The sequence below is a fragment of the Aeribacillus composti genome, from assembly GCF_031760945.1.
GTDB classification, from domain to species: domain Bacteria; phylum Bacillota; class Bacilli; order Bacillales; family Aeribacillaceae; genus Aeribacillus; species Aeribacillus composti.
Window position 1 is genome coordinate 2,392,462 of record NZ_CP134501.1, and the last position, 21,272, is coordinate 2,413,733.

Sequence of the window (21,272 nt, forward strand, 5' to 3'; positions counted from 1 at the left end):
AATCTGATCCATTATAATTAAAAACATCGAAAAAAATAGGAGGTGGGAGTTTGTTGCCTTTTAAATTGAAAAACCTCTTTTTTATATTGCTCGGATCCGCTATTTTCTCGTTTGGACTCGTTCATTTTAATATGCAAAACAATTTAGCTGAAGGCGGTTTTACTGGTATTACGCTCCTTTTATTTTTTTTGTTTCAAATCAACCCCTCTATTTCCAATCTTGTATTGAATGTACCCATTTTTTTTATTGGATGGAAGCTTTTAGGGAAGACGACTTTTTTGTATACATTAATTGGAACGATTTCGGTTTCGTTCTTTTTATGGATTTTTCAGCTGCATCCATTTCATATTCCTCTACATGAAGATTTAACATTGGCGGCTCTGTTTGCAGGAGTTTTCATCGGCGTTGGACTAGGGATTATTTTTCGCTATGGCGGAACAACAGGTGGAGTTGATATCATTGCTCGTCTTGTTTATAAATTTTTCGGCATCAGCATGGGAAAAACAATGTTTTTATTTGACGCGTGCGTGATCACTTTATCGTCCATTTTTTATTTATCCTATCGCGAAGCCATGTACACATTAGTGGCTGTTTTTATCGGAACAAGAGTCATTGATTTTATTCAGGAAGGTGCCTATAGAGCAAAAGCAGCGACCATCATATCGGAGAAACATGAGGAAATTGCCGAAAAAATCATGAAGGATATGGATCGCGGAGTGACCATTTTAAAAGGACAAGGTTCGTTTACAAAACAGAATCGGAATATTTTATATTGCGTCGTTGCCAAAAATGAATTTGTCAAGCTGAAACAAGTTATTACAGCTGTCGACCCTCATGCGTTTGTTGTCGTCAGCGACGTTCATGATGTACTCGGTGAGGGCTTTACCCTTGATGAAAATAAAAATCCGATTGAGCACTAACGCGTTTCTTGTCGTCAACGATGTTTGCTCAAGAAGGATTTACCCTTCATGAAAACAAAAACTTGTTTAAGCACTGACAGGGGCTGTCCAGAAAGTCAAATCCCTTTTGAAAACAAAAAATCATAAACATCGATATATCAACGTTTCTAAAACATAAAAGGGGGCTGTCAATAAGCCAAAAAACGACTTATTAGACAGCCACGCACTCTAGTTCTCTTTTCTTTTATCTGTTTTTTCTCCTTTGTATTTTTTCCATCCTGTATAAGCTAGTGCAATAAAAATGACGCTGCCCGTTGAAAACATCACCCATAACAGCGATGGATCTGCTTCGTCGTTTTTGACGCGATCAAAAATGTTTTTTAAGTCTTTTTCGATTTCCATCATATGCTTCTGTCTTGTCTTTTTCGAAATTTCAAAAAACATTTTGTCGTTTACTGCTGAAATATGTGTTTCAATCTTATCAATGTTTTTGCTGTCAACATCAACGGTAAGGCTTGGATAAATAACAGAATACAGTGACAAAAAACGATTCCACTCATGCTGAAAAGCCGCCCAATCCTCTTTTTCCATTTCCGTTTTTAATTCTGCAAATGTCGTCATGATCGGTTCTTCCATTGTGCTCCAGAGCGGCTGGTGTTCAGACAGAATTGCATCAACAACAAGCCGGAATTGAGTGACTTTGTCGATCCGATCTTCATAGCTCATTCCATCGTTCTCAACGGCATCCAACGCTTTTTCGTAAGAAGCAGAAATGACCCGAAGCTCATTTATTGATAAGCGGTTTTCAACATTATTTTCTTTAAATTCGTTTTCAAGAAATAATAACAGCTGCTTCGCTTCATCAAACTTTTTTTGCTTTGAAAGCTGCCACGCATAGTTCGTCATGACATCCAATGTTTCCCAATTGTTTTTTTCTTTTGCATTGATCGGTATTTGAAGCAGGAAAAAAAGCAAGAGAACAATCAACGTACTGATCCATTTTTTCATTCTTGTCCCCCCTATAACTACTAGTAATAGTTATTCAAGAGTGGACAAGAGTAGACCATGTTTCTTACAATTCTTTCAATTCAAATTTGTATGTTTGATTTTTTATAACAAAAAAATAGGCGATCGCAATGGAAATAATACTCAGCCAAAACGTAAAGTAACCGATTAGCGCAGAATATTGATTTAAAACGCTATATTGAGGCATCATATCAAAAACGTAATCAATAATTTCATTGTGAAGCGTCCATATGGAGGCCAGCATCAAGTGCTTCATTTCAAACCGATAATACGGTGCATACAACAGCCCTTCTATTGCCATTCCTAAATGGGACAAAATGAGCATCATTCCGTAAATGGATAAAACACCCGTTTCCAAATATACAAACAGGTTCATGGCAACCGCCCAAATTCCATATTTAAATAGCGTAATCATCGCTAGTGCTTCAAACAATTTAAAATGCTTTCCAACAAGAAACCCAATCAAAACGAAAACAAAGAACAAACTAGCGGTTGGACTGTCAGGAACAAACGCAATAAACTGTGGCGGTGTTTCGGAAAGCTGCTGTTTATACCAAATATAACCATAAATTGTTCCTGCTGTATTGATTAAAAGCATCAAATATAAAAATGATCGCTGCCTTAATACAAAAAATAACCAACCCATCCAAGTTCACTCCTTGGTTTTATTGAATTCGGGGTCATGTATCATGAGACACCCTGTACTATGTATGCCAAGAAAACACTCTTTTTTCATTGCAGAAATGTTCCTTATATTTTGAAGAACTAAATGTAGGAAGGCATTTTAAAAATAAGTTTATCGCCTTCCACAGCAACAATATTCATCCTGATTATCAAGAGTAACATTCTCTGTAAATAAGGAAAGCGCTCCTCATCTTTGGTAGAATTTTGTTTGATAAGAACATGACCTACCAAAAAAGGAGCACCTTTAAGGTGAAGTCTACCACACCTATCCACAAAATCAAGACCGAATGTACATCGCAAAATGCAAACAACTTCGACAGATTCAAATATTCCTGGAGCACACGAAAAATCAAGCCTGAGAAAGCGCTACAGGACTTGCCAGCATCAACGAAACGTCTCGCTGCGGAAGATGCCGCCTGTCGTTACTGGAAATGGTACGTCGATGATGAAGAAGGCATGACGGTCACCTACCAAGCGATCTTCTGGAAGAACCCTCATCGTGTTGAGATCATAATGCCAAACACAGGTGGTGGATGACGGCCAGATGCTCTAAATCTAATCTTTGATACGGATTTCGATACACACCAATCGTCACCAACCTCGAGTAGGAAGCGCTCAATTTGTGGCGTTTTTACAACAAACGATGTTCCATGGGAAATTACATCAAAGAAGCTAAGTGCAGGTTTGCCATGGACTGGATTGCGACTGGCGATTTTGAAGCGAATGAACTTGACTTTCTCACCAAACTGTTTTCCAACAACCGCTATGAGCGGTTTAAACAAGATTACTGTGAACCCGTTCATCGAGCATACAGCACTGCTCGGTTTCACTTAGAATTCTTCCGTTGTACAGCAATGTACGGTACAGCTGTCGAGGAATTCTCAGGTTGATAAAAGATTTTGCTAATCAACAGACCTGGAGGAGAAGCGAAACAAAGATCGTCCGGCTAGAATGAGTTTACCACAATTTCGCATAGGAATACCGAAGCTCTTAACAGTCGGGAGGGAAGACTAAAGAGTCATGTGATATGATTCAGCGATGCTAACAAATGTACTGTTTGCATACTCTGATATTTCGTCATCTATCATTGTCTACGATGCTGAAAAACACTGAATGATTATTACTATCTAATCCCAATGTTATATTAAGATCATTTCCTTTGATAAACTGATCATAACACAAGTGAAAAGAAAGGGCGATTCATCACACAGCCTATAAAGGTGAGCGACTTCTCGCCAATTTACGTTAAAAAAGGGGCTTATTGTTGGTACGCAATCTTTAGGATCTTTCTTCATTTTCATGTTTATACCCGTCTGCCCAAAATTCGGCATTTTTTACACCCTGTTTTGTAGAATCATAAGTCGGATCAACACCTTGTTTTTTCTGATTTTCATAGTCTTTTAACGCCCTGATGGCCGGTTTATATAATAATACGAGACCGATTAAGTTCACCCATACCATCAATCCTAGTCCGACATCTCCCAAAGTCCATGCGATATCAGATGTCCGAACCGTTCCGTAAAAGACGGCAGCCAAAAAAATTAACTTTAAGACAAGAATCGGTATATTCTTACTTTTTTTCTTAAACAAATATATAATATTTACCTCGGCAATATAATAGTATGCCATTATTGTTGTAAATGCAAAGAAGAATAATGCCACTGCTACAAAGGGGGATCCAAATCCAGGTAGTTGGGAATCGACTGCAATTTGAGTATAAGCAGTACCCACTTCAACAGTTTCTCCAATATTGTTTACAAGCAATGATTTTTGATCAGGCTCATACACATTGTAGGAATTTGTAAACAAAATCATAAAAGCTGTTGCTGAACAGACAAGCAATGTATCAATGTAAATAGAAAATGACTGTACGAGCCCCTGTTTGGCCGGGTGGGAAACTTCGGCAGCACTAGCAGCATGCGGCCCCGTTCCTTGACCAGCTTCATTTGAATAAATCCCACGCTTTACACCCCAAGAAATCGCACTTCCTAAAATCCCTCCGAATAATTGATTAGCTCCAAACGCACTAGAGAAAATTAGTTTAAATACACCAGGAACTGCTTCAATATTCATGATAATAATGATAAGTGAAATAAGTATATATCCGATTGCCATAAAAGGCACTACTAATTGAGCGACGTTGGCGATTCTTTTTACTCCGCCAAGAATAATCACTCCCAATAGTACAACTAAGATGATTCCTGTTACGGTCGGATCAACGGAGAATGCTTTTTTAAATCCAGAAGAAATGGCATTTGATTGAACACCCGGCATTAAAACACTCATTGCTACAATCGCAGCCACAGCAAAAACCATTCCGGCCCAACGTCGATTTAACCCTTTTTCAATATAATAAGCCGGTCCTCCGCAGTATATCCCATCCACTTTTTCTTTATAAATTTGGCCAAGTGTCGATTCCACATATGCCGTAGCAGCACCAAAAAAAGCAATTAGCCACATCCAAAATACTGAACCGGGACCACCATATGCGATCGCAGTAGCAACACCAGCAATATTCCCGGTTCCGACCCGTCCCGATAATGCGATCGACAATGCTTGAAAAGAAGAAATTCCCGACTTGGAACTTTTTCCTTTAAACATTTGCTGAACCATATCTTTGATCAATCGTATTTGAGCAAATTTTGTCATAAATGAAAAAAACACTCCGATTCCAATACAAAATACGATCATCGGCGTACTCCAAAGCCACCCACTCAATGTTTCAATAAAACCATCCAAAAAAAAATTCCCCCTTATTTTAATGTTATGAGTAATTATAGCTCAGCATTTATATTTATAATAGATTCTTCATTAATTTTTGTGAAATAACACAAAAAAGAAAATATTTTTGAATTATTTGAAATGAATGTTAGTGCTATGCAACCAATTATCAGGAGGTTGAACATATTTTCTGTGTGACTAGAATTTCCAGAATTTTAAGTCGTTACTTAACATATGTTTGAAACACATTATAATGTTTAAATAGAGAAAAGGTTTTAGCAAGAACGCTGTCCTTTTACGGCTTTTTTCACCACAAATGTTCAGAACAGGTGGACGAGAAAAATCTGTGAATTACCCTTATGAAATAAACCGTTGTTTTGAATTGTTTATGTGAAACGATATCGTTGTGTCGATGATCGTGAAATATATAATTGGAGCAGCTCAAAATTCAATTATCAAATACCCCAATCATGGAATACTTTCAGACACTCCATACCTACACATGAGCAGAGGGCACAAATCATAAAATCAAAACAGTAAACGCCTTAGCATACTGGCTATAGAAACCAATACCGATTTAGAACACGTGGCTTGTTTAGATTGTACAGGAGAAACGTATAATAAGCAGGTGTCCTAGCCCTCCTTCTTTATCATTTTGTCAAAAAATAGTAAATGGATAGAAAGCCGTCAACAAAGGCGATTGACCTCCTCTATTTTTTCATTTACCAGTCTACAAAAAGAAAATACAATCGCATCAATCTTGCTGACTTAATTGTTAGAGTTGTTTCACAGTCAATGGAGATAAGACAATAAAAAAGCTTGTAGAGAAAAAATCTTCCTTTCTCTACAAGCTATACAGACAAACGCGATGTCAGCTCTTTTTATTTCGATGTAACACTAGAAACAAACTCTGCTAATACTTTCAACTCTTCATCCGTACCTTTAAAGATTCCAGGAGGCATGCTTCCTACGCCTTCTTTAGCAATTTTCGCAACTTCTTCCGGAGACAATCCGTTATCAACTAAAGAAGGTCCAGCCGCTCCGCCTTGCAGGTTATCACCGTGGCAGGAGACGCAGCCTTGTTCCTGAAATATTTTGTATCCTTCCGAATTTGTATCAATTTTAGCTTCCGCTTTAATTTTCCCTTGTTCCTCTTTTAATTCCCAGTCCGTATGCTCAACCGACTCCCATGTTAAATAAACGATGGAAGCTACAGCTAGCAGCATCATTCCTACAGCAACCGGACGCTTATGCGGACGGCGTTCTGGCCCGCGATCCAAAAATGGAGCAAGAAGTAGCGCAGAAAATGCCAGTCCAGGTATTACGATTGCACCGATAACGGTATAAGGACCTGATGCATAAGAATATTTTAAAAGCTGGTATAAAAATAAGAAGTACCAGTCAGGAAGCGGTATGTAACCAGTATCCGTAGGATCTGCAACCCGCTCAAGCGGTGACGGATGGGCAACGGTTAAACATAAAAAGCCAATTAAAAAGACCGCGCCAACTAACCATTCTTTTAAAAGAAAGTTGGGCCAAAAAGCTTCAGTTTTCCCTGGGTATTCGGAGTAATCTTTCGGTATGTTCGGCTTTCTTTCAGCCGACACACGAGAATCTCCAACGAACTTCATACCTTTTCCGCGATGCATTGTTTCCCCTCCTTTGTTAAGCGGTTCGCCACGAACAACTTACTAAAAAAGAATAAGCCGGATTTTATAGCGGACCTGAAATCCCTTGTTTGCGAATCATTAAGAAGTGCGCTGCCATTAATCCGAATAATGCAGCAGGCAAGAAAAATACATGAATCGCAAAGAAGCGAGTCAATGTTTGCGCACCGACAATTTCGGAATGCCCTGCAAGCAAAATTTTGACGTACTCACCAATAAGCGGTGTCGATTCAGCAATCTGCAAGGTAACTTTTGTCGCAAATAACGCTTTCATGTCCCAAGGCAATAAATAGCCTGTCAAACCTAAACCTAGCATAACGAAGAAAATGAGTACACCGACAATCCAGTTAAGCTCGCGTGGCTTTTTGTATGCTCCTTGGAAAAATACACGTAAAGTATGTAAAAACATCATGACGATGACTAAGCTTGCTCCCCAATGGTGCATACCGCGAACAATTTGTCCGAACGCCACTTCATTTTGCAAATAATAGACAGACTCCCATGCATTTTTAATATCCGGCACGTAATACATCGTTAAAAACATGCCAGACAGCACTTGAATCACTGTAACAAAAAACGTCAAACCCCCAAAGCAGTATACAAATGCTGAGAAGTGATGGGCTGGGTTAACATGTTCGGGAACTTCATGGTCTGCGATATCGCGCCATAAAGGGGTGATATCTAACCGTTCATCAACCCAATCATACAATTTGTTGAGCACTTATTACGCCCCCCCTCTTGGTTTAGCTTTTCCTAAATATAAAAATCCATCTTGAATTTTGTACTCATATTCATCCAGCGGAGCAGAAGGCGGTGTTCCAGGGACATTGTCGCCGTTTTTCTCATACAATCCTCCGTGGCAAGGACAGAAGAACATGTTAGGGTTTGATTTATCCCCGTTCCAGTTTACTGTGCAGCCAAGGTGTTTACAAATTGGAGAAAGTGCAACAATTTCTCCTTTTTCATTTTTATAAACCCACGCGGATTTTGGCTCTTCAGCTTCATGCCACGCGTCCTTCTGTTTAATGGTAAAGTCAACACGTGTCGGTTCTTCTTTAATGTCTGATTCCTTTACATTTGTATTAACAAATTCCCCAGCTGCTTTCGGCTGCAATACAGGATCTACAGCGAAACGAACCATCGGCATGAGCATGCCCGCAGCCATAAAACCGCCTACACCCGTTAGCGTATAGTTTAAAAATTGACGTCTTGAAACACGGTGTTTATTCTCGCTCATCTTTTTCCCCCCTCTATCTCAAGCTAGTCCATAATGGACATATACAGAAACATATAAAACTAGGACATACTCATGATATATCAATCTTTGTAGAAGGTCAATATAATCATATCGTTAGAAACAAGGGATTGAAAGGGTTTTTAGGTTCGATTCCAATATTGTAATAAAATGTTCATAATTTGTTCGATTTGGTCCTGAACAACCTTTCGCTTTACATCCTGATCCATATGTTCTATTGGGATTGACGGAATCCATATAAATTCATCACCTTCTTTGCGCCATCTTTCTTCACATGTTAAAAAAATGACATGCTGAAAATGCTGTTTAATCGTATCTTTCCACTTTTTTAACAGTTTATCCAAATCAATGTCGTCATTTTTTAAAGAAACAAACGGAGGCAACAGCATGATCCGCCCCTTTAACTGCCGTTCAAGCTCTTGTGAAACAATCGTAATAAAATCTGCTTTTGACGCACTTCTTTTCAGTTCCTCATCAAAAGATACCGATAGGAGAGGAACAACTGCAGTATCAACGTACTCCCTTGATTGAAGAAAAGAATCGATATCAACCATTTGCCATTTCACTGATTTCAGCCCCTATTTTTTATTTTTCCTTACTCATTATAAAACTGATAAGCAAAATAAAAAAGCAATGCTGTACACATTGCCTAACATCCTAAATTGTTCAATTGTTTTACAAGCTTTCGAAACGCCTCTTCATCGTGAGCATCCAACGCTTCATCAATTAAGCGGAGGAGTTTTTCTTTTTGAAATTTTTTAATTGACTCCTCCAAAATTTTTTCCGCAAGCAGCCGGTCTTTCTCATTTCTTTGCATATCTTTAGGCAAATATGGATTTTCAACTAAAACGGCAGCATATTCCGGGGAACGGTATTGAGCGCGAAAGTTTAACTGGATATACAAGTCTTCATCTTTATTCAAGCGAATATCGTGAAAAGACTTTTCTGCATCTGTTGTCATCACATTTTCTTTATAAAATCTAAACGGAACATCATCCACACAGTGGGTGGACATGACCATTCCCCTCGGACAAAATTTGGCATGCTCTACAAAGTGGACGTTTTCCATTAATGAATCATGGCTCATTAAATAATTTAATATCCATACGCATTCCCGTCTTTTCAACTGATAATGATTTAAAAACCAGCGAATAAATTCTTTCTTCTCGTTAACAGAAACAGGGGCTTTCATCTTTAACCCTCCTCTGCTTTCCATCTAATTCAAAAATTCAACATAGTTGCGTTGAATTCCTTCCAATTCCGCCTAAAAATTGTCCTCCAATTCGAGCAGCATATTTTCATATTCAATGTTGCCTGGATCAAGCTCCAGCGCTTTTTCAAAAAGCTTCCTAGCCTTTGCCCGCTCCCCTTCTTCAAGCAGAAAATAAGCGTAATTCTCCAAAAATTCCGGGTCTGTTTTAAAATTATTATATGCATTTTCATAATGCTTTAATGCCTTTTCGTACTGTTCGGTGCGATGATAAGCGATCGCTAAATTGAAGTCAAAATGAGGATCATATTCTTCATGTTTTTCCACGATTTCCGTCAACATCTCAATCGTTTCCATATATTTGCCTTGGTTTAACAACACTCCTGAAAGTGTTATAATTGCTTCTATATAACCCGGATCCAGCTCCAGCGCTTTTTTTAACAATTTTACTGCATTGTCTACATCTTTAAGCTTTAAGGCAATTTTTCCGCCGAATAAATAAAGCTCTTTATTAAATGGATCCTCCTGTAAACCTTCTTGAACAATTTGAAAACTTTTTTCCACCATCCCTTCCTGTTCATAGCTTTTGGCCAAATATAAATATAGTGAGTGGTAGGTAGTGTCCAATTCCTTTATTCGTTCAAATTGTGCAATTGCTGTTTTTGTCTGGCCTGCATTTAAAGCTGTCATCCCATAAGCGAAATATGTGTCCAAATCCTCTTCTTCCACCGCTTTCTCAAAATAAGCAAGGGCTTCTTCAAATTCACCGCAAGCAGATAAAGACTCGCCTATTCGTTTATGAATATTTACATTCATTATATTTTCAAATTCCTCTAGGACTACTCTATAAAAGTCGATTGCTTGACGATATTTTCCGAGATGAAAATAATGCTCGGCTAATGCGAAATCAATTACTTTCTCTTCAGGCAACCTTCTCTTTGCTTCCTTCAGCTTTTGTTCGCTGACTTCATATAAGCCTTGCAATTGATACAAATCAGCCATAAGAAGAAGGGCTTGCGGATATGATTCATCTTCTTGATCAATTTCATTCAGCAGATCAATCGCTTTTTCTTCATCGTCAAGCTCAATGTATATTTCCGCCAAAAAAAGAGTGATAGCAGATTCATCAGGGTATAGCTGCGACAGCTCCTCAGCTATTTTTAACGCTTCATCTGTCCTGCCCCATTGAAAATATTTTTCCGCAAGCTCAAACTTTTCTTCATCATTTAACTCTTTTTCAATGGATGAAAGTTTTTTCAATCCTTTTTCCACTTGGCCGCTTTCAACTAATTGAACGGCTTCGCTCATTTTTTTATTCAACCTAAAACTCCCCTTCTAAATTCAGTACTTGTTTATTGGCTGCGAATACATATTGAAGCGTCCTGGTGCATTCAGCTGCACTTCTTTTCCGAACCCTGGTTTATAAAATATTTGTTCTCCTGCTTTCAAAACGCTTCCGTTGTGAACGATCACTTCTGGGTTATGATTATAATAATCTAGATAATTATTTTCTTCAACTAAATCGATCATCCGAAATAAATTATAATCAACATTGCTTCCGCTTAAAATTTCGCCGCGAATCGGATAAAGACCGATTTTCATTAATGCTTCTTTCGTAAGTGGGACACCGTTTTCAGGACATTCTTCCAATGATGGCAATTTATATTTTTTTACAATTTGCCGCCATTTGCTTTTCAACTGATGGAAGATGGATTGATCTTCTGAAGAAAAATGGGGAAAAATTGGAGTTTGCTTTGGAAATAAAGTCTCACGAATCCATTCCCATGGAACATCATCAAGCTCAGCAATCTGTTTAATTTCCACGATAATCACAGTAATTTTTTCTCTTTTTAGCATTCTGATGATTGAAGGAGTCAGCCGGTCGATTGGGAGTTTTGCAGCGATCGCATAATCGATCGGCGAATTCATCATCACTTTGCGAATATGTTTTTTCTTTTCATCCCATTGTCTTTCAAACGGCAAATCAACAGCAGCAATTAAAAAGGTGCAGCCTTTTTGGATCAAATTCTTCACATATAATTTGAATGAATGGCTTTGGTCTAAATGTTGAATGTTTTGGTCAAGCATGACAAAGCCCGGTGTCATGAAATAGGGCGATCCATCCATTTTCATAAATCGAAACTGATCTAATTGCTTTTCTTTAAAACGAAACTCATTTCCGTCAACGAGTATTGAGCGCGTCACAATTTGATTGTCTTCCATTAAACGAATTTGATCAATAATATATGCCATTTTCCCACCTCAATAGCTTTTTTAGACAAGCTATGAAAAGGTTGATAAAAATATGACAAAAACCATCTGACAAACTCAGATGGTTTTGGAAAGCAAATTCAAATGGTCAAAAAAAGCAGGATAGGATACACTGACTGCCTCGTGCTGCATTAATTCCACAGGTTCTTCACAAATAGTGCTGGCAATCGCGAGCATCATGCCGATGCGGTGATCTCCATGGCTGGAAACATTCGTTCCTCCTTTCAGCTTTGTTTTTCCGCGAATGATCATTCCATCGTTTGTAGCTTCAATATCCGCGCCAAGCTTTTTCAGCTCGCCGACAACTGTATCAATTCTATTTGTTTCTTTTACCTTTAATTCTTCGGCGTCTTTAATAACTGTCGTTCCTTCAGCCTGTGTCGCAAGAAGGGCAATGATCGGAATTTCATCAATCAGTCTTGGAATCAGCTCTCCTGAAATTTCGGTTCCTTTTAACTCAGATGTCCTGATCGATATATCAGCCATCGGTTCGGCAGAATCTAATGTAGGTATAATCTCGATCTCTGCACCCATATTTTCTAAAACATCTAAAATCCCTGTTCTTGTTGGGTTAATGCCGACATTTTTCAGCTTGATTGAACTGTCCGGAACAATGGCTCCCGCAACAAGGAAAAAAGCAGCGGAAGAAATGTCACCAGGCACATAAATATTGGCGCCTTTTAATGTTTGTCCTCCCTCTACCGAAACGGTCAAATTTTGTTTTTCCACATGGACGCCAAAGGCTGACAAAAGACGTTCCGTATGATCTCTTGATTGATACGGCTCCTCAACTGTTGTGGTTCCATCTGCTTGAAGACCTGCAAGCAAAATCGATGACTTCACTTGAGCACTCGCTACTGGGGATTTGTAATAAATGCTCTTTAAATTCCCGCCGCGCAAAGACAGCGGGGTAAAAGATCCGTTATTCCGTCCATCAATATGAGCTCCCATTTGTCTTAAAGGAGCTGTTACACGATCCATCGGTCTTTTCGCAATTGACTCATCACCAATAATGCATGCATGAAAAGGACGTCCCGCTAAAATGCCCAGTATTAATCTTGTCGTGGTGCCTGAGTTCCCAACATTTAAAATGTTGACAGGTTCTTTCAGTCCGGAAAATCCTTTCCCTTCAATTGTTACATTCGTTCCTTCCTGTTTGATCGACACCCCCATCTCTTTGAAGCATGAAATGGTGCTTAAGCAATCCTCTCCAGTTAAAAAGTTTTGAATAGTTGTTTTTCCTTCCGCAATTGCCCCAAACATAACCGCCCTATGGGAGATCGATTTATCGCCGGGAACTTCAATAGTTCCGTTCAGCGAATGTTTTTTTGTCAAGACAAGCCCTTGATTCATATCTGTATCACCCCAACTACAGTATATATGTTTCATAATTCGTGTAGCGATCAATGCATTGTTTCGCCTTCATCCGGTCTTCATCCGACTGAAAGCTGATGCGCAAAACACCAAAAATTTCTTCACGCGTTTCTAAAATTCGAATATTTGTTATGCTAATTTCCTCTTTTGCTAAATAACCGGTAATTTCAGAAATAACCCCCGGATAATCCGGAACATCGACATAAAGGTCATAAAAGGACGGAATGGCTCCTTTTTCCCTTTCAGGCAATCCGTCTCGATATGTCTTCGCTTTTTCAAAATATGTATAAAGCTGTTCTTTATCGAGCTTCTCAATGAATTGTTTAATTTGCTTCATTTCTTGAATCCATTCATCAAATAACTTGATTAATACATCATGGTTGTGAACAATAATATCGCGCCACATAACCGGGTTGCTTGACGCAATTCGGGTAATGTCGCGAAATCCTCCGGCCGCAAGCCGCTTAATAATTGGAAACATTTCTTCTTTCTTTTCTGCCTGATGGACGAGGCTTGCCGCGATTAAATGCGGAAAATGGCTAATGACCCCGGTAATGGAATCATGTTCTTCAGGTGTCATGACAATAAATTGCGCTTTTGTTCCCTTTAAAAGCTTTTTTAATTGTTCTATTTTTTCCGGACGTTCGTTGCTGCCAGGCGTTAAAATATAAAACGCATTTTCAAATAAATGAGTTTTCGCTGCCGCAACGCCTGATTTATGTGAGCCCGCCATTGGGTGACCGCCAATAAATGTTACTGTTTTCGGTAAAGAAAAGCTCGCATGATCGACAATTTTTTTCTTTGTGCTGCCGACATCAGTGATAATGACTCCTTCTTTCAAGCTTAGCTCTCCCAAAAACGTTAAAACGTTCAATGTTTGTTCAACGGGAGTTGAAATAATAATAACGTCCGCTGATTCAGCGCCTTCCTTAATAGATTCTGCTGATTGATCAATGATTCCCAATTTTTTTGCCATTTGCACTTGATCATTTTTTATATCATATCCGACCAATTGAACCGATGGGTGTTCTTTCTTAATTGCACGTGAAATCGATCCACCGATTAAGCCAAGACCAATGATAAAAACTTTTTCCACAAAAAACCACCTGTTTCTGCTTTTTGGTAAAAAAAGAGGTGAGCGTTCACCTCTTTTAGGAAAGTAGTTCCTTTAAAGTTTGAATCAGTGCTTCATTTTCCTCTTCTGTTCCGACAGTAATTCTCAGCGATGTCGGAAATCCGAGAGCTTTTCCTGACCGGACGATGAATCCTTTTTCAAGCAGCTGTTGAAAAAGCTCATCCGCATCCCTTTGAAAATCTATTAAAATAAAGTTCGTTTGCGAAGGGAAGTACTCAAGACCAAATTGTTCACAAAAATCATAGTATTGTTTGAGCCCTTCCCGGTTCAATTTTTTGCAGGTTTCGATAAAAGTTTGATCGTTTAGCGCTGCAATAGCAGCCTTTTGTCCAAGACGATTTGTATTAAAAGGTTCCCTTGCCGGCTCAATTAAGCGGATGAGTTCTTCATTTCCAATTCCATATCCTACTCGGAGTGCAGCTAGACCGTATGCTTTTGAGAACGTCCGTAAAATTAATAGATTTGGAAATTGATCCAATAAGGCGACTGAATTCGGATAATCTTCCGCCGTCACATATTCGTAATACGCTTCATCAGATACGACAAGGACATCCTTCGGCACTTTGTTTAAAAAATTAATAAGCTCTTCTTCACTTATGTAAACTCCTGTAGGGTTATTCGGATTGCATAACCATACAATTTTTGTTTTGGAATCAATAGAGTCTGCCATTTTATCCAAATTGTGCCGCCCATCTACAAGTTCAATTTCGCGAATTTCGGCATTTTCGATCACCGCATTATGCCGGTATTGGGAAAATGACGGTGACGCCATTACGGTATTGAAGCCTTCGCTCAAAAGTGAACGTGACAGAATTTGTATAATATTATCTGATCCGTTTCCGAAAATGAGCTGATTTTCTTTTACGCCTACATGCTTTGCCACCTGTTTTCGCAGCTCTGCACTATAGCCGTCAGGATAGATCGCAAGAGATTCAAGCTCTTCTTGTATCGCTTGTTTCACTTTATCAGAACAACCGTACGGGTTTTCGTTTGATGCAAGCTTGATCACCTTTGTTAGACCAAACTGTTCTTTTACTTGTTCAATTGGTTTTCCAGGTTCGTATGGTTTCAGCGACTTTAACTGTTCTTTTACCTCCAACCTTAACACCTCTTTCATCCCCTAATGGAGCAAACCGTTAATAAACCTTTCAAATTCCTGTAACCCGCTCTGTTTTGTATTCGCATTTGTGAGAAGCGGAATAAGCTTTTCAATTTGTTTAACAATCGCACTGCCCACAACGACGCCGTCACTTATTTTGAAAAATTTTTTTACATGCTCATTCGACGAAATGCCGAACCCGACAGCCACCGGAACTTCCGCATACTTCTTTACATGAGAGATAAAATCAGAAACGCGCTCATCAAATGATTGGCGCTCACCCGTCACCCCGAGAGATGAAACACAATATAAAAATCCTGCGGCGTTCTCAGCAATTTTTTTTATTCGATTGTAGGAAGTGGGAGCAACCATAGAGATAAAATAAATCCCATGCTCGTCACATTTTTTTCGCATCCATCCGCTTTCTTCGAACGGGAGATCAGGAATGAGAAGTCCTTCTAATCGATTTTTCTCCATTAAAGTAAAAAAGTATTTTTCTCCTAATTGTAGCACAGGATTGAAATAAGTAAAGAGAATGATCGGAATTTTTAAACCTCTTTCTTTCATTTTATATGCTAATTCCATCGCCTTTTCAATATTCATTCCATTTCTTCTTGCCCGGATGGATGCCTGTTGAATAACGGGGCCGTCAGCAAGCGGGTCCGAATAGGGAACGCCAAGCTCAATGGCTGACGCCCCGCATTTTTCTAAAGTAAGGGCGAGATCAATGGTCAACTCTTCATTCGGATCTCCAGCTGTAATAAAAGGAATAAAAAGCTTGTCAAACTGTTGAAACATGCTTTTGTTAGAAACCATTTTCAACTCCCCCTTTCGTTTTCATCAAAGTGTGAACATCTTTATCGCCCCGTCCGGACAAACAAATTAAAATTGACTGTTCATTTGATAAAGTTTTTGCTATTTCAATTCCTTTTGCAACGGCATGAGCAGATTCAATTGCGGCTAATATTCCTTCTGTTTTCGCCAATGTTTCGAGTGCTAGAATCGCCTCTTCATCTGTAACAGATTCATAAACGACACGCCCTATTTTTGCTAAATAAGCATGCTCCGGACCGACACCCGGATAATCGAGGCCGGCAGAAATCGAATAAGGCTCAATAATTTCACCGTATTGATTTTGCAATAAGTACGTCATCGAACCGTGAATAACGCCTTTCGTCCCCTTGGTAATTGTTGCCGCATGTTCACCCGTTTCCACTCCTTTTCCTCCTGCTTCCACTCCAATAAGCTTTACATCTTCTTCTAAAAACGGTGTAAACATCCCGATCGCATTGCTTCCTCCGCCCACACAAGCTATGACAACATCCGGCAGCTTGCCAAACTCGTTGAAAAACTGCTCTTTCGCTTCATCTCCAATGATCCGCTGGAATTCTCTTACCATCATCGGATATGGATGCGGACCGACAGCTGAGCCCATTAAATAAAAATGGTCTTCACAATGCTGAACCCAATATCGGATCGCCTCATTCACAGCGTCTTTTAATGTTTTATTTCCGCTTGTAACAGGCACTACTTCAGCACCTAGCAGTTGCATCCGAAAAACGTTGAGGCGCTGTCTATCGATGTCTTCTTCTCCCATAAATACTTTGCAGTCCATGCCAAATTTCGCAGCGACAGTTGCTGATGCTACACCGTGCTGTCCGGCACCTGTTTCAGCAATAAGCTTCTTTTTTCCCATTCTTTTCGAAAGAAGCGCTTGACCAATGGCATTATTGATCTTATGGGCACCAGTATGGTTGAGATCCTCCCGTTTTAAAAAAATGTTTGCTCCCCCGACATGTTTTGTTAATTGGTCTGCAAATGTTAAAGCGGTCGGTCTGCCGGAATATTTTTGCAGCATTTGATGATATTGCTGTTGAAAAGAAGAATCACTTAATGCATCCTTTAATGCTTCTTCTAATTCATACAACGGCTTCATTAACGTTTCTGGTACATATTTTCCTCCAAATTCTCCAAACCTGCCATATTCATCAGGATATTTCATCAGCCTTTCACCTTCTCTATTAATTTTGCTATTTTTTCGACATCTTTTTTTTCATTTGTTTCAACACCGCTTGCAACATCAATGTTTTCAGCGCCTTTTTCAAGCAGCTCTGTTATGTTTTCAGGTGTAATGCCGCCCGCAATAAAACAAAGCTTCCGGTGATTTTTCGCCCATATTGTATAATCGGACACATTTGACCAGTCAAAAGCAACGCCTGTTCCGCCCCACATTCCTTTCACACGGCTGTCAATCACATATCCATCCACCCAACGCGAAAATTTTTCCATTTCCTCTATCACATGTTCATGATGAGGGAGAGCTTTCCAAACAGAAAGACCGAACTTTTCCTTTACCTGTTTTACAAATTCTTCATCTTCATCGCCATGCAGCTGTATGCAGTCTAATTCGACCGCTGCTAGCACATCCTCTAAAAATTGAATCGTCGGATGAACAAATACGCCTACTAGTTTTGGACGCATTTCTTTTGGAAAAGCTTCCATCCACCTGCCGACATCATTTGCCTTCACCTGTCGCCTGCTTTCAGAGGAAAAGATAAAGCCGATATAATCGGCTCCTTGATTGATGGAAACAGCTGTATCTTCAAATGTGCGGTTGCCGCAAATTTTGACGAGTCTCACTTTACACTCTCCTTAAACAGCTCATAAATTCCTTGTTCCGGATCTTTTTTCCGCATGAGCGACTCCCCGACAAGCACGCCTTTTGCTCCATATTCATACACCGTTTGCAAATCTGCCATCGTGCTTATGCCGCTTTCACTGATCAATAAAATATCTTTCGGCACATATTTTTGAATCGTTTCCAGATGATGAATATCCGTATGAAAGGTTGTTAAATCCCTGTTGTTCACCCCCAGTATATTCGGTACAAATATATCTAGTATTCTTTCAAGAGTCTCGACAGAATGGACCTCCACCAGCACATCCAGCTCTAAGCTGACCGCTTCATCCCAAAGCTCCTTTAATTTTTTTGGCGGAAGAGCCTCCCCGATTAACAAAATGGCATCCGCTCCGATCCATTTCGATTCATACACTTGCTTTTTATCGATAATAAAATCTTTGCGCAAAACAGGAAGTTTCACCTTTTCTTTAATTTCAGACAAAAATGCGGTTGACCCTTGAAAAAACTTTTGATCGGTTAAAACAGATAAGCAGTCTGCCTTCCCTCTCTCATATTTTTTTGCAATATCGACAGGATCGAAATCTTCACGAATGACACCTTTGGACGGCGATGCCTTCTTCACTTCCGCAATGAGCCCAAGAAAACGGTTCGGGTTTTGAAGAGCATCGAAAAATGATCTTTTTTCGAATGCTTTTTTGTCTAATTGCGTCAAATCAAGTTCTTTCACTTCTTGTTCTTTAACTCTTATGATCGTATCAAGCATAGCTCTCTTCCTTTCGGATGGCCAATCTCCTCAATTGCTGATAGGCGGTCCCGTCTTTTATGGCTGTTAAAGCCATCTGTACCCCATCAGAAATGTTTTTTGCTTTTCCTGCTACGTAAAGAGCTGCAGCCGAATTTAATGCTACAATGTTCTTCACGCTTTCATTTCCTTTATTTTTCAGTACTTCCTCTATCATTTTAGCACTTTCTTTCGCATCTGAGACTTGTATTTCTTCAAGCTTCCCTCGATTCATTCCAAATTGTTCCGGAGAAATCGTATATTTTGTTATGTTCCCATCTTTTAGTTCTACGACATCCGTTTCATCACTGATCGAAATTTCATCCAATCCGTCCCTTCCTGATACTAACAGCACATGCTCTGAACGGAAATGTTTTAATGTTTCAGCCATTTTCTCCGCATGCTCCAATGATGAAACGCCAAGCACTTGTCGTTTTGTATTGGCCGGATTAGCCAGCGGCCCGAGCAAATTAAAAATCGTTCGGAATCCCACTTCTTTTCTTGCTTTGGCAACATGCTTCATCGATGAATGATAGAGAGGAGCAAACAAGAAGCTCATATTCGTTTCTTCCAGGCTTCTTCTAGCTTCTTCAGGCGTTGTTTGGATTGGGATGTTTAAACATTCGAGCACATCAGCGCTGCCGCTTCTTGAAGAAACAGCGCGGTTTCCGTGTTTTGCGACTTTCACTCCCAACGATGAAGCAACAATGGCAGATGCGGTTGAAATGTTAAATGTTGATGCTCCATCTCCGCCCGTTCCGCAAGTATCAACTGCATTTTCAAATCCTTCAAGCTGAGTCATATTTTCCTTCATCGCTTTCACAAATCCCGTCATCTCTTCGACCGTTTCGCCGCGAAATCGTAAAATAGTGATGAGACTGGCAATTTGACTGTCCGGAACCTTTCCTTCCATGATTTTTTTCATAATATCTTCTGCTTCAGATGCTGAAAGAGTCTCACCATTAATGCACTTCTCCAATATATGCTTCATGCCCTCTTCCTCCCTTTTTCTAAAAACAATTGTTCTGCTAATTCGATCGTTTGAATGAGCGCACTCGCTTTGTTTCTTGTTTCTTCCCATTCTTTTAAAGGAACAGAATCGGCAACGATCCCAGCCCCCGCCTGGACATATGCCTTCTGATTGCTCAGCGTGATCGTCCGAATTGTGATGCATGAATCAATGCTTCCATCGAAGCTGATGTATGCAACAGTCCCCGCATAGCTCCCCCTGGCAGTCGGCTCCAGCTCATGAATAATTTCCATCGCGCGTATTTTTGGGGCTCCTGAAACGGTTCCGGCTGGAAAAGCCGAAATTAATGCATCAATCGGATGAATGCTTTTTCTCAATTTTCCTCTCACTTTTGAAATGAGATGGATAACATGTGAAAAATAAGCTGCATCCAGAAGTACAGGTGTTTTGACCGTCCCGTATTCAGCAACTCGGCCGATATCATTTCTTGCTAAATCAACAAGCATATAATGCTCCGCTAGTTCTTTTTCATCCTGCAGCAATTGACGAACGAGTTTTCTATCTTCTTCCTTTGTTTTGCCCCGCTTTCTCGTGCCGGCAATAGGATGAATTTCAACATAATCGTCGCGAACATGAATCAATCTTTCCGGTGAACTGCCGATAAGCTCTTGGTTTGACAGTTTTATATAAAATAAATAAGGGGAAGGATTGATAATTCTTAAAATTCGATACAATTGCAGACCGGTTACCGATACTTGTTTTTCAAAGCGCTGCGAAAGAACTCCTTGAAATATATCGCCAGAACGAATATATTCCTTCATTTTTTCTACATGATCCAAAAATTGTTCTTTTGTATAATTCGATTCAAATCCGGCGAAAGAAACCGGTTCTTTGTTTGACGGGATGAAAATATTTCCTTCCGGCTTGACGTTTTTTAATTCATTGCGATATTGAAAAATGCGTTCCTTTCCCGCCTCAAATATTTGCTTCAGCTCTTGCTCGCTTTCGTTTCCTTCTAGCTCTCTATAATGAATAAATGTCAGCAGTTTTTCCTTGTGGCTATATGCAATGACCGTTTGGCAAATGACCAGTTCACATACAGAATGGGTTCTGTCAGCATGACGATGAGCTGGAATTTTTTCAAATAGGCTGACCGCATCATAATCGATTTTTCCGACAGCTCCGCCTGAAAACGGCACATCGATCGCCACTTTTTTTACATTGAAGCTTACCGTCATTCTATGAAACAATGCTGATAACGAAACATCTTTGTCCATGACCATCTGTTTTCGATTTTGCAGCTGGAACGTTCCATTTTCTTCCTTGATAAAATACATCGGCTCAAGACCGATAAACGAGTAGTTGGACCAGTTCGACTCGCTGTCATTGCTTTCTAAAATATAACAAGCATCGGTTTGCAGCGTTTGAAATATTTGGATAGGTGTCAGCATATCGACATGATATTGCTCGATAATGGGAACCGTCTTATATTTGCGGCAATCCTGCAAAAAATCTTGAAAGGTTGTTGCCATTGAAGTA

The 21,272-nt window shown here is 39.6% G+C and carries 22 protein-coding genes; 3 read left to right on the forward strand and 19 right to left on the reverse strand.

Annotated features, from left to right (window positions below; genetic code table 11):
• Window positions 1–50 precede the first annotated feature (50 nt).
• A complete protein-coding gene (locus tag RI196_RS11575; protein WP_094246122.1) occupies window positions 51–920 on the forward strand; it encodes a YitT family protein in 870 nt (289 codons plus the stop codon).
• A 207-nt stretch (window positions 921–1,127) separates the two neighbouring features.
• Here RI196_RS11575 and ypjB read toward each other — a convergent pair whose 3' ends face one another.
• Window positions 1,128–1,907 (reverse strand): sporulation protein YpjB, encoded by a 780-nt coding sequence (gene ypjB, locus RI196_RS11580; protein ID WP_063388562.1) that lies wholly within the window; start codon window positions 1,905–1,907, stop codon window positions 1,128–1,130.
• 64 nt (window positions 1,908–1,971) lie between these two features.
• On the reverse strand, window positions 1,972–2,571 hold the full coding sequence (lhaT, locus tag RI196_RS11585) for a lipoprotein heptaprenylglyceryl N-acetyltransferase LhaT (protein ID WP_066251898.1): 600 nt from the start codon (window positions 2,569–2,571) through the stop codon (window positions 1,972–1,974).
• Window positions 2,572–2,858: 287 nt separating this feature from the next.
• Here lhaT and RI196_RS11590 point away from each other — a divergent pair, with 287 nt between their 5' ends.
• Together RI196_RS11590 and RI196_RS11595 are read left to right on the forward strand one after the other, a co-directional pair.
• Window positions 2,859–3,146, forward strand: a complete 288-nt coding sequence (locus tag RI196_RS11590) for a hypothetical protein (protein ID WP_311066267.1) — start codon at window positions 2,859–2,861, stop codon at window positions 3,144–3,146.
• Between the two features lie 152 nt (window positions 3,147–3,298).
• Complete coding sequence (locus RI196_RS11595) at window positions 3,299–3,499, forward strand: hypothetical protein (protein WP_311066268.1); 201 nt, start codon at window positions 3,299–3,301, stop codon at window positions 3,497–3,499.
• A 388-nt stretch (window positions 3,500–3,887) separates the two neighbouring features.
• Here the strand turns inward: RI196_RS11595 and RI196_RS11605 are convergent, their stop codons facing one another.
• From RI196_RS11605 to trpE, 17 genes are all read right to left on the reverse strand, one after another.
• A complete protein-coding gene (locus RI196_RS11605) occupies window positions 3,888–5,348 on the reverse strand; it encodes an alanine/glycine:cation symporter family protein (protein ID WP_063388566.1) in 1,461 nt (486 codons plus the stop codon).
• An 863-nt stretch (window positions 5,349–6,211) separates the two neighbouring features.
• Window positions 6,212–6,979, reverse strand: coding sequence for a menaquinol-cytochrome c reductase cytochrome b/c subunit (locus RI196_RS11610; protein WP_063388567.1), 768 nt, complete (start codon window positions 6,977–6,979; stop codon window positions 6,212–6,214).
• Between the two features lie 64 nt (window positions 6,980–7,043).
• Window positions 7,044–7,718: a menaquinol-cytochrome c reductase cytochrome b subunit gene (qcrB, locus tag RI196_RS11615; RefSeq protein WP_063388568.1), complete on the reverse strand. Its 675-nt coding sequence runs from the start codon at window positions 7,716–7,718 to the stop codon at window positions 7,044–7,046.
• A 3-nt stretch (window positions 7,719–7,721) separates the two neighbouring features.
• Complete coding sequence (locus tag RI196_RS11620) at window positions 7,722–8,234, reverse strand: QcrA and Rieske domain-containing protein (RefSeq protein WP_063388569.1); 513 nt, start codon at window positions 8,232–8,234, stop codon at window positions 7,722–7,724.
• Between the two features lie 140 nt (window positions 8,235–8,374).
• A complete protein-coding gene (locus RI196_RS11625; RefSeq protein ID WP_066251905.1) occupies window positions 8,375–8,818 on the reverse strand; it encodes a YpiF family protein in 444 nt (147 codons plus the stop codon).
• 83 nt (window positions 8,819–8,901) lie between these two features.
• A complete protein-coding gene (locus RI196_RS11630; RefSeq protein ID WP_066251907.1) occupies window positions 8,902–9,444 on the reverse strand; it encodes a ReoY family proteolytic degradation factor in 543 nt (180 codons plus the stop codon).
• A 72-nt stretch (window positions 9,445–9,516) separates the two neighbouring features.
• Window positions 9,517–10,782, reverse strand: a complete 1,266-nt coding sequence (locus RI196_RS11635) for a tetratricopeptide repeat protein (RefSeq protein ID WP_311066269.1) — start codon at window positions 10,780–10,782, stop codon at window positions 9,517–9,519.
• A 21-nt stretch (window positions 10,783–10,803) separates the two neighbouring features.
• The gene (locus RI196_RS11640; RefSeq protein WP_311066270.1) at window positions 10,804–11,715 is read right to left on the reverse strand and encodes a hypothetical protein; all 912 of its coding nucleotides are present in this window, start codon (window positions 11,713–11,715) and stop codon (window positions 10,804–10,806) included.
• Window positions 11,716–11,790: 75 nt separating this feature from the next.
• Window positions 11,791–13,086 carry a 3-phosphoshikimate 1-carboxyvinyltransferase gene (aroA, locus tag RI196_RS11645; RefSeq protein WP_311066271.1) on the reverse strand — a complete coding sequence of 432 codons (1,296 nt, stop codon included), beginning with the start codon at window positions 13,084–13,086 and terminating at the stop codon, window positions 11,791–11,793.
• Between the two features lie 16 nt (window positions 13,087–13,102).
• The gene (locus RI196_RS11650) at window positions 13,103–14,203 is read right to left on the reverse strand and encodes a prephenate dehydrogenase (protein ID WP_311066272.1); all 1,101 of its coding nucleotides are present in this window, start codon (window positions 14,201–14,203) and stop codon (window positions 13,103–13,105) included.
• Between the two features lie 55 nt (window positions 14,204–14,258).
• Window positions 14,259–15,341, reverse strand: a complete 1,083-nt coding sequence (hisC, locus tag RI196_RS11655) for a histidinol-phosphate transaminase (RefSeq protein ID WP_066251925.1) — start codon at window positions 15,339–15,341, stop codon at window positions 14,259–14,261.
• A gap of 21 nt (window positions 15,342–15,362) precedes the next feature.
• On the reverse strand, window positions 15,363–16,157 hold the full coding sequence (gene trpA / locus RI196_RS11660; RefSeq protein ID WP_375338753.1) for a tryptophan synthase subunit alpha: 795 nt from the start codon (window positions 16,155–16,157) through the stop codon (window positions 15,363–15,365).
• Entirely contained in the window at window positions 16,147–17,346 is a 1,200-nt protein-coding gene (gene trpB / locus RI196_RS11665) for a tryptophan synthase subunit beta (RefSeq protein ID WP_133309193.1), read from the reverse strand. The genes trpA and trpB overlap by 11 nt, the downstream gene beginning before the upstream one ends.
• On the reverse strand, window positions 17,343–17,981 hold the full coding sequence (locus tag RI196_RS11670) for a phosphoribosylanthranilate isomerase (RefSeq protein WP_066251930.1): 639 nt from the start codon (window positions 17,979–17,981) through the stop codon (window positions 17,343–17,345). Before RI196_RS11670 ends, trpB begins: the two co-directional genes overlap by 4 nt.
• On the reverse strand, window positions 17,978–18,745 hold the full coding sequence (trpC, locus tag RI196_RS11675; RefSeq protein WP_144598139.1) for an indole-3-glycerol phosphate synthase TrpC: 768 nt from the start codon (window positions 18,743–18,745) through the stop codon (window positions 17,978–17,980). The genes RI196_RS11670 and trpC overlap by 4 nt, the downstream gene beginning before the upstream one ends.
• Window positions 18,738–19,754 (reverse strand): anthranilate phosphoribosyltransferase, encoded by a 1,017-nt coding sequence (gene trpD / locus RI196_RS11680; protein WP_144598138.1) that lies wholly within the window; start codon window positions 19,752–19,754, stop codon window positions 18,738–18,740. Before trpD ends, trpC begins: the two co-directional genes overlap by 8 nt.
• A complete protein-coding gene (gene trpE, locus RI196_RS11685) occupies window positions 19,751–21,265 on the reverse strand; it encodes an anthranilate synthase component I (protein WP_311066273.1) in 1,515 nt (504 codons plus the stop codon). Before trpE ends, trpD begins: the two co-directional genes overlap by 4 nt.
• Window positions 21,266–21,272 lie beyond the last annotated feature (7 nt).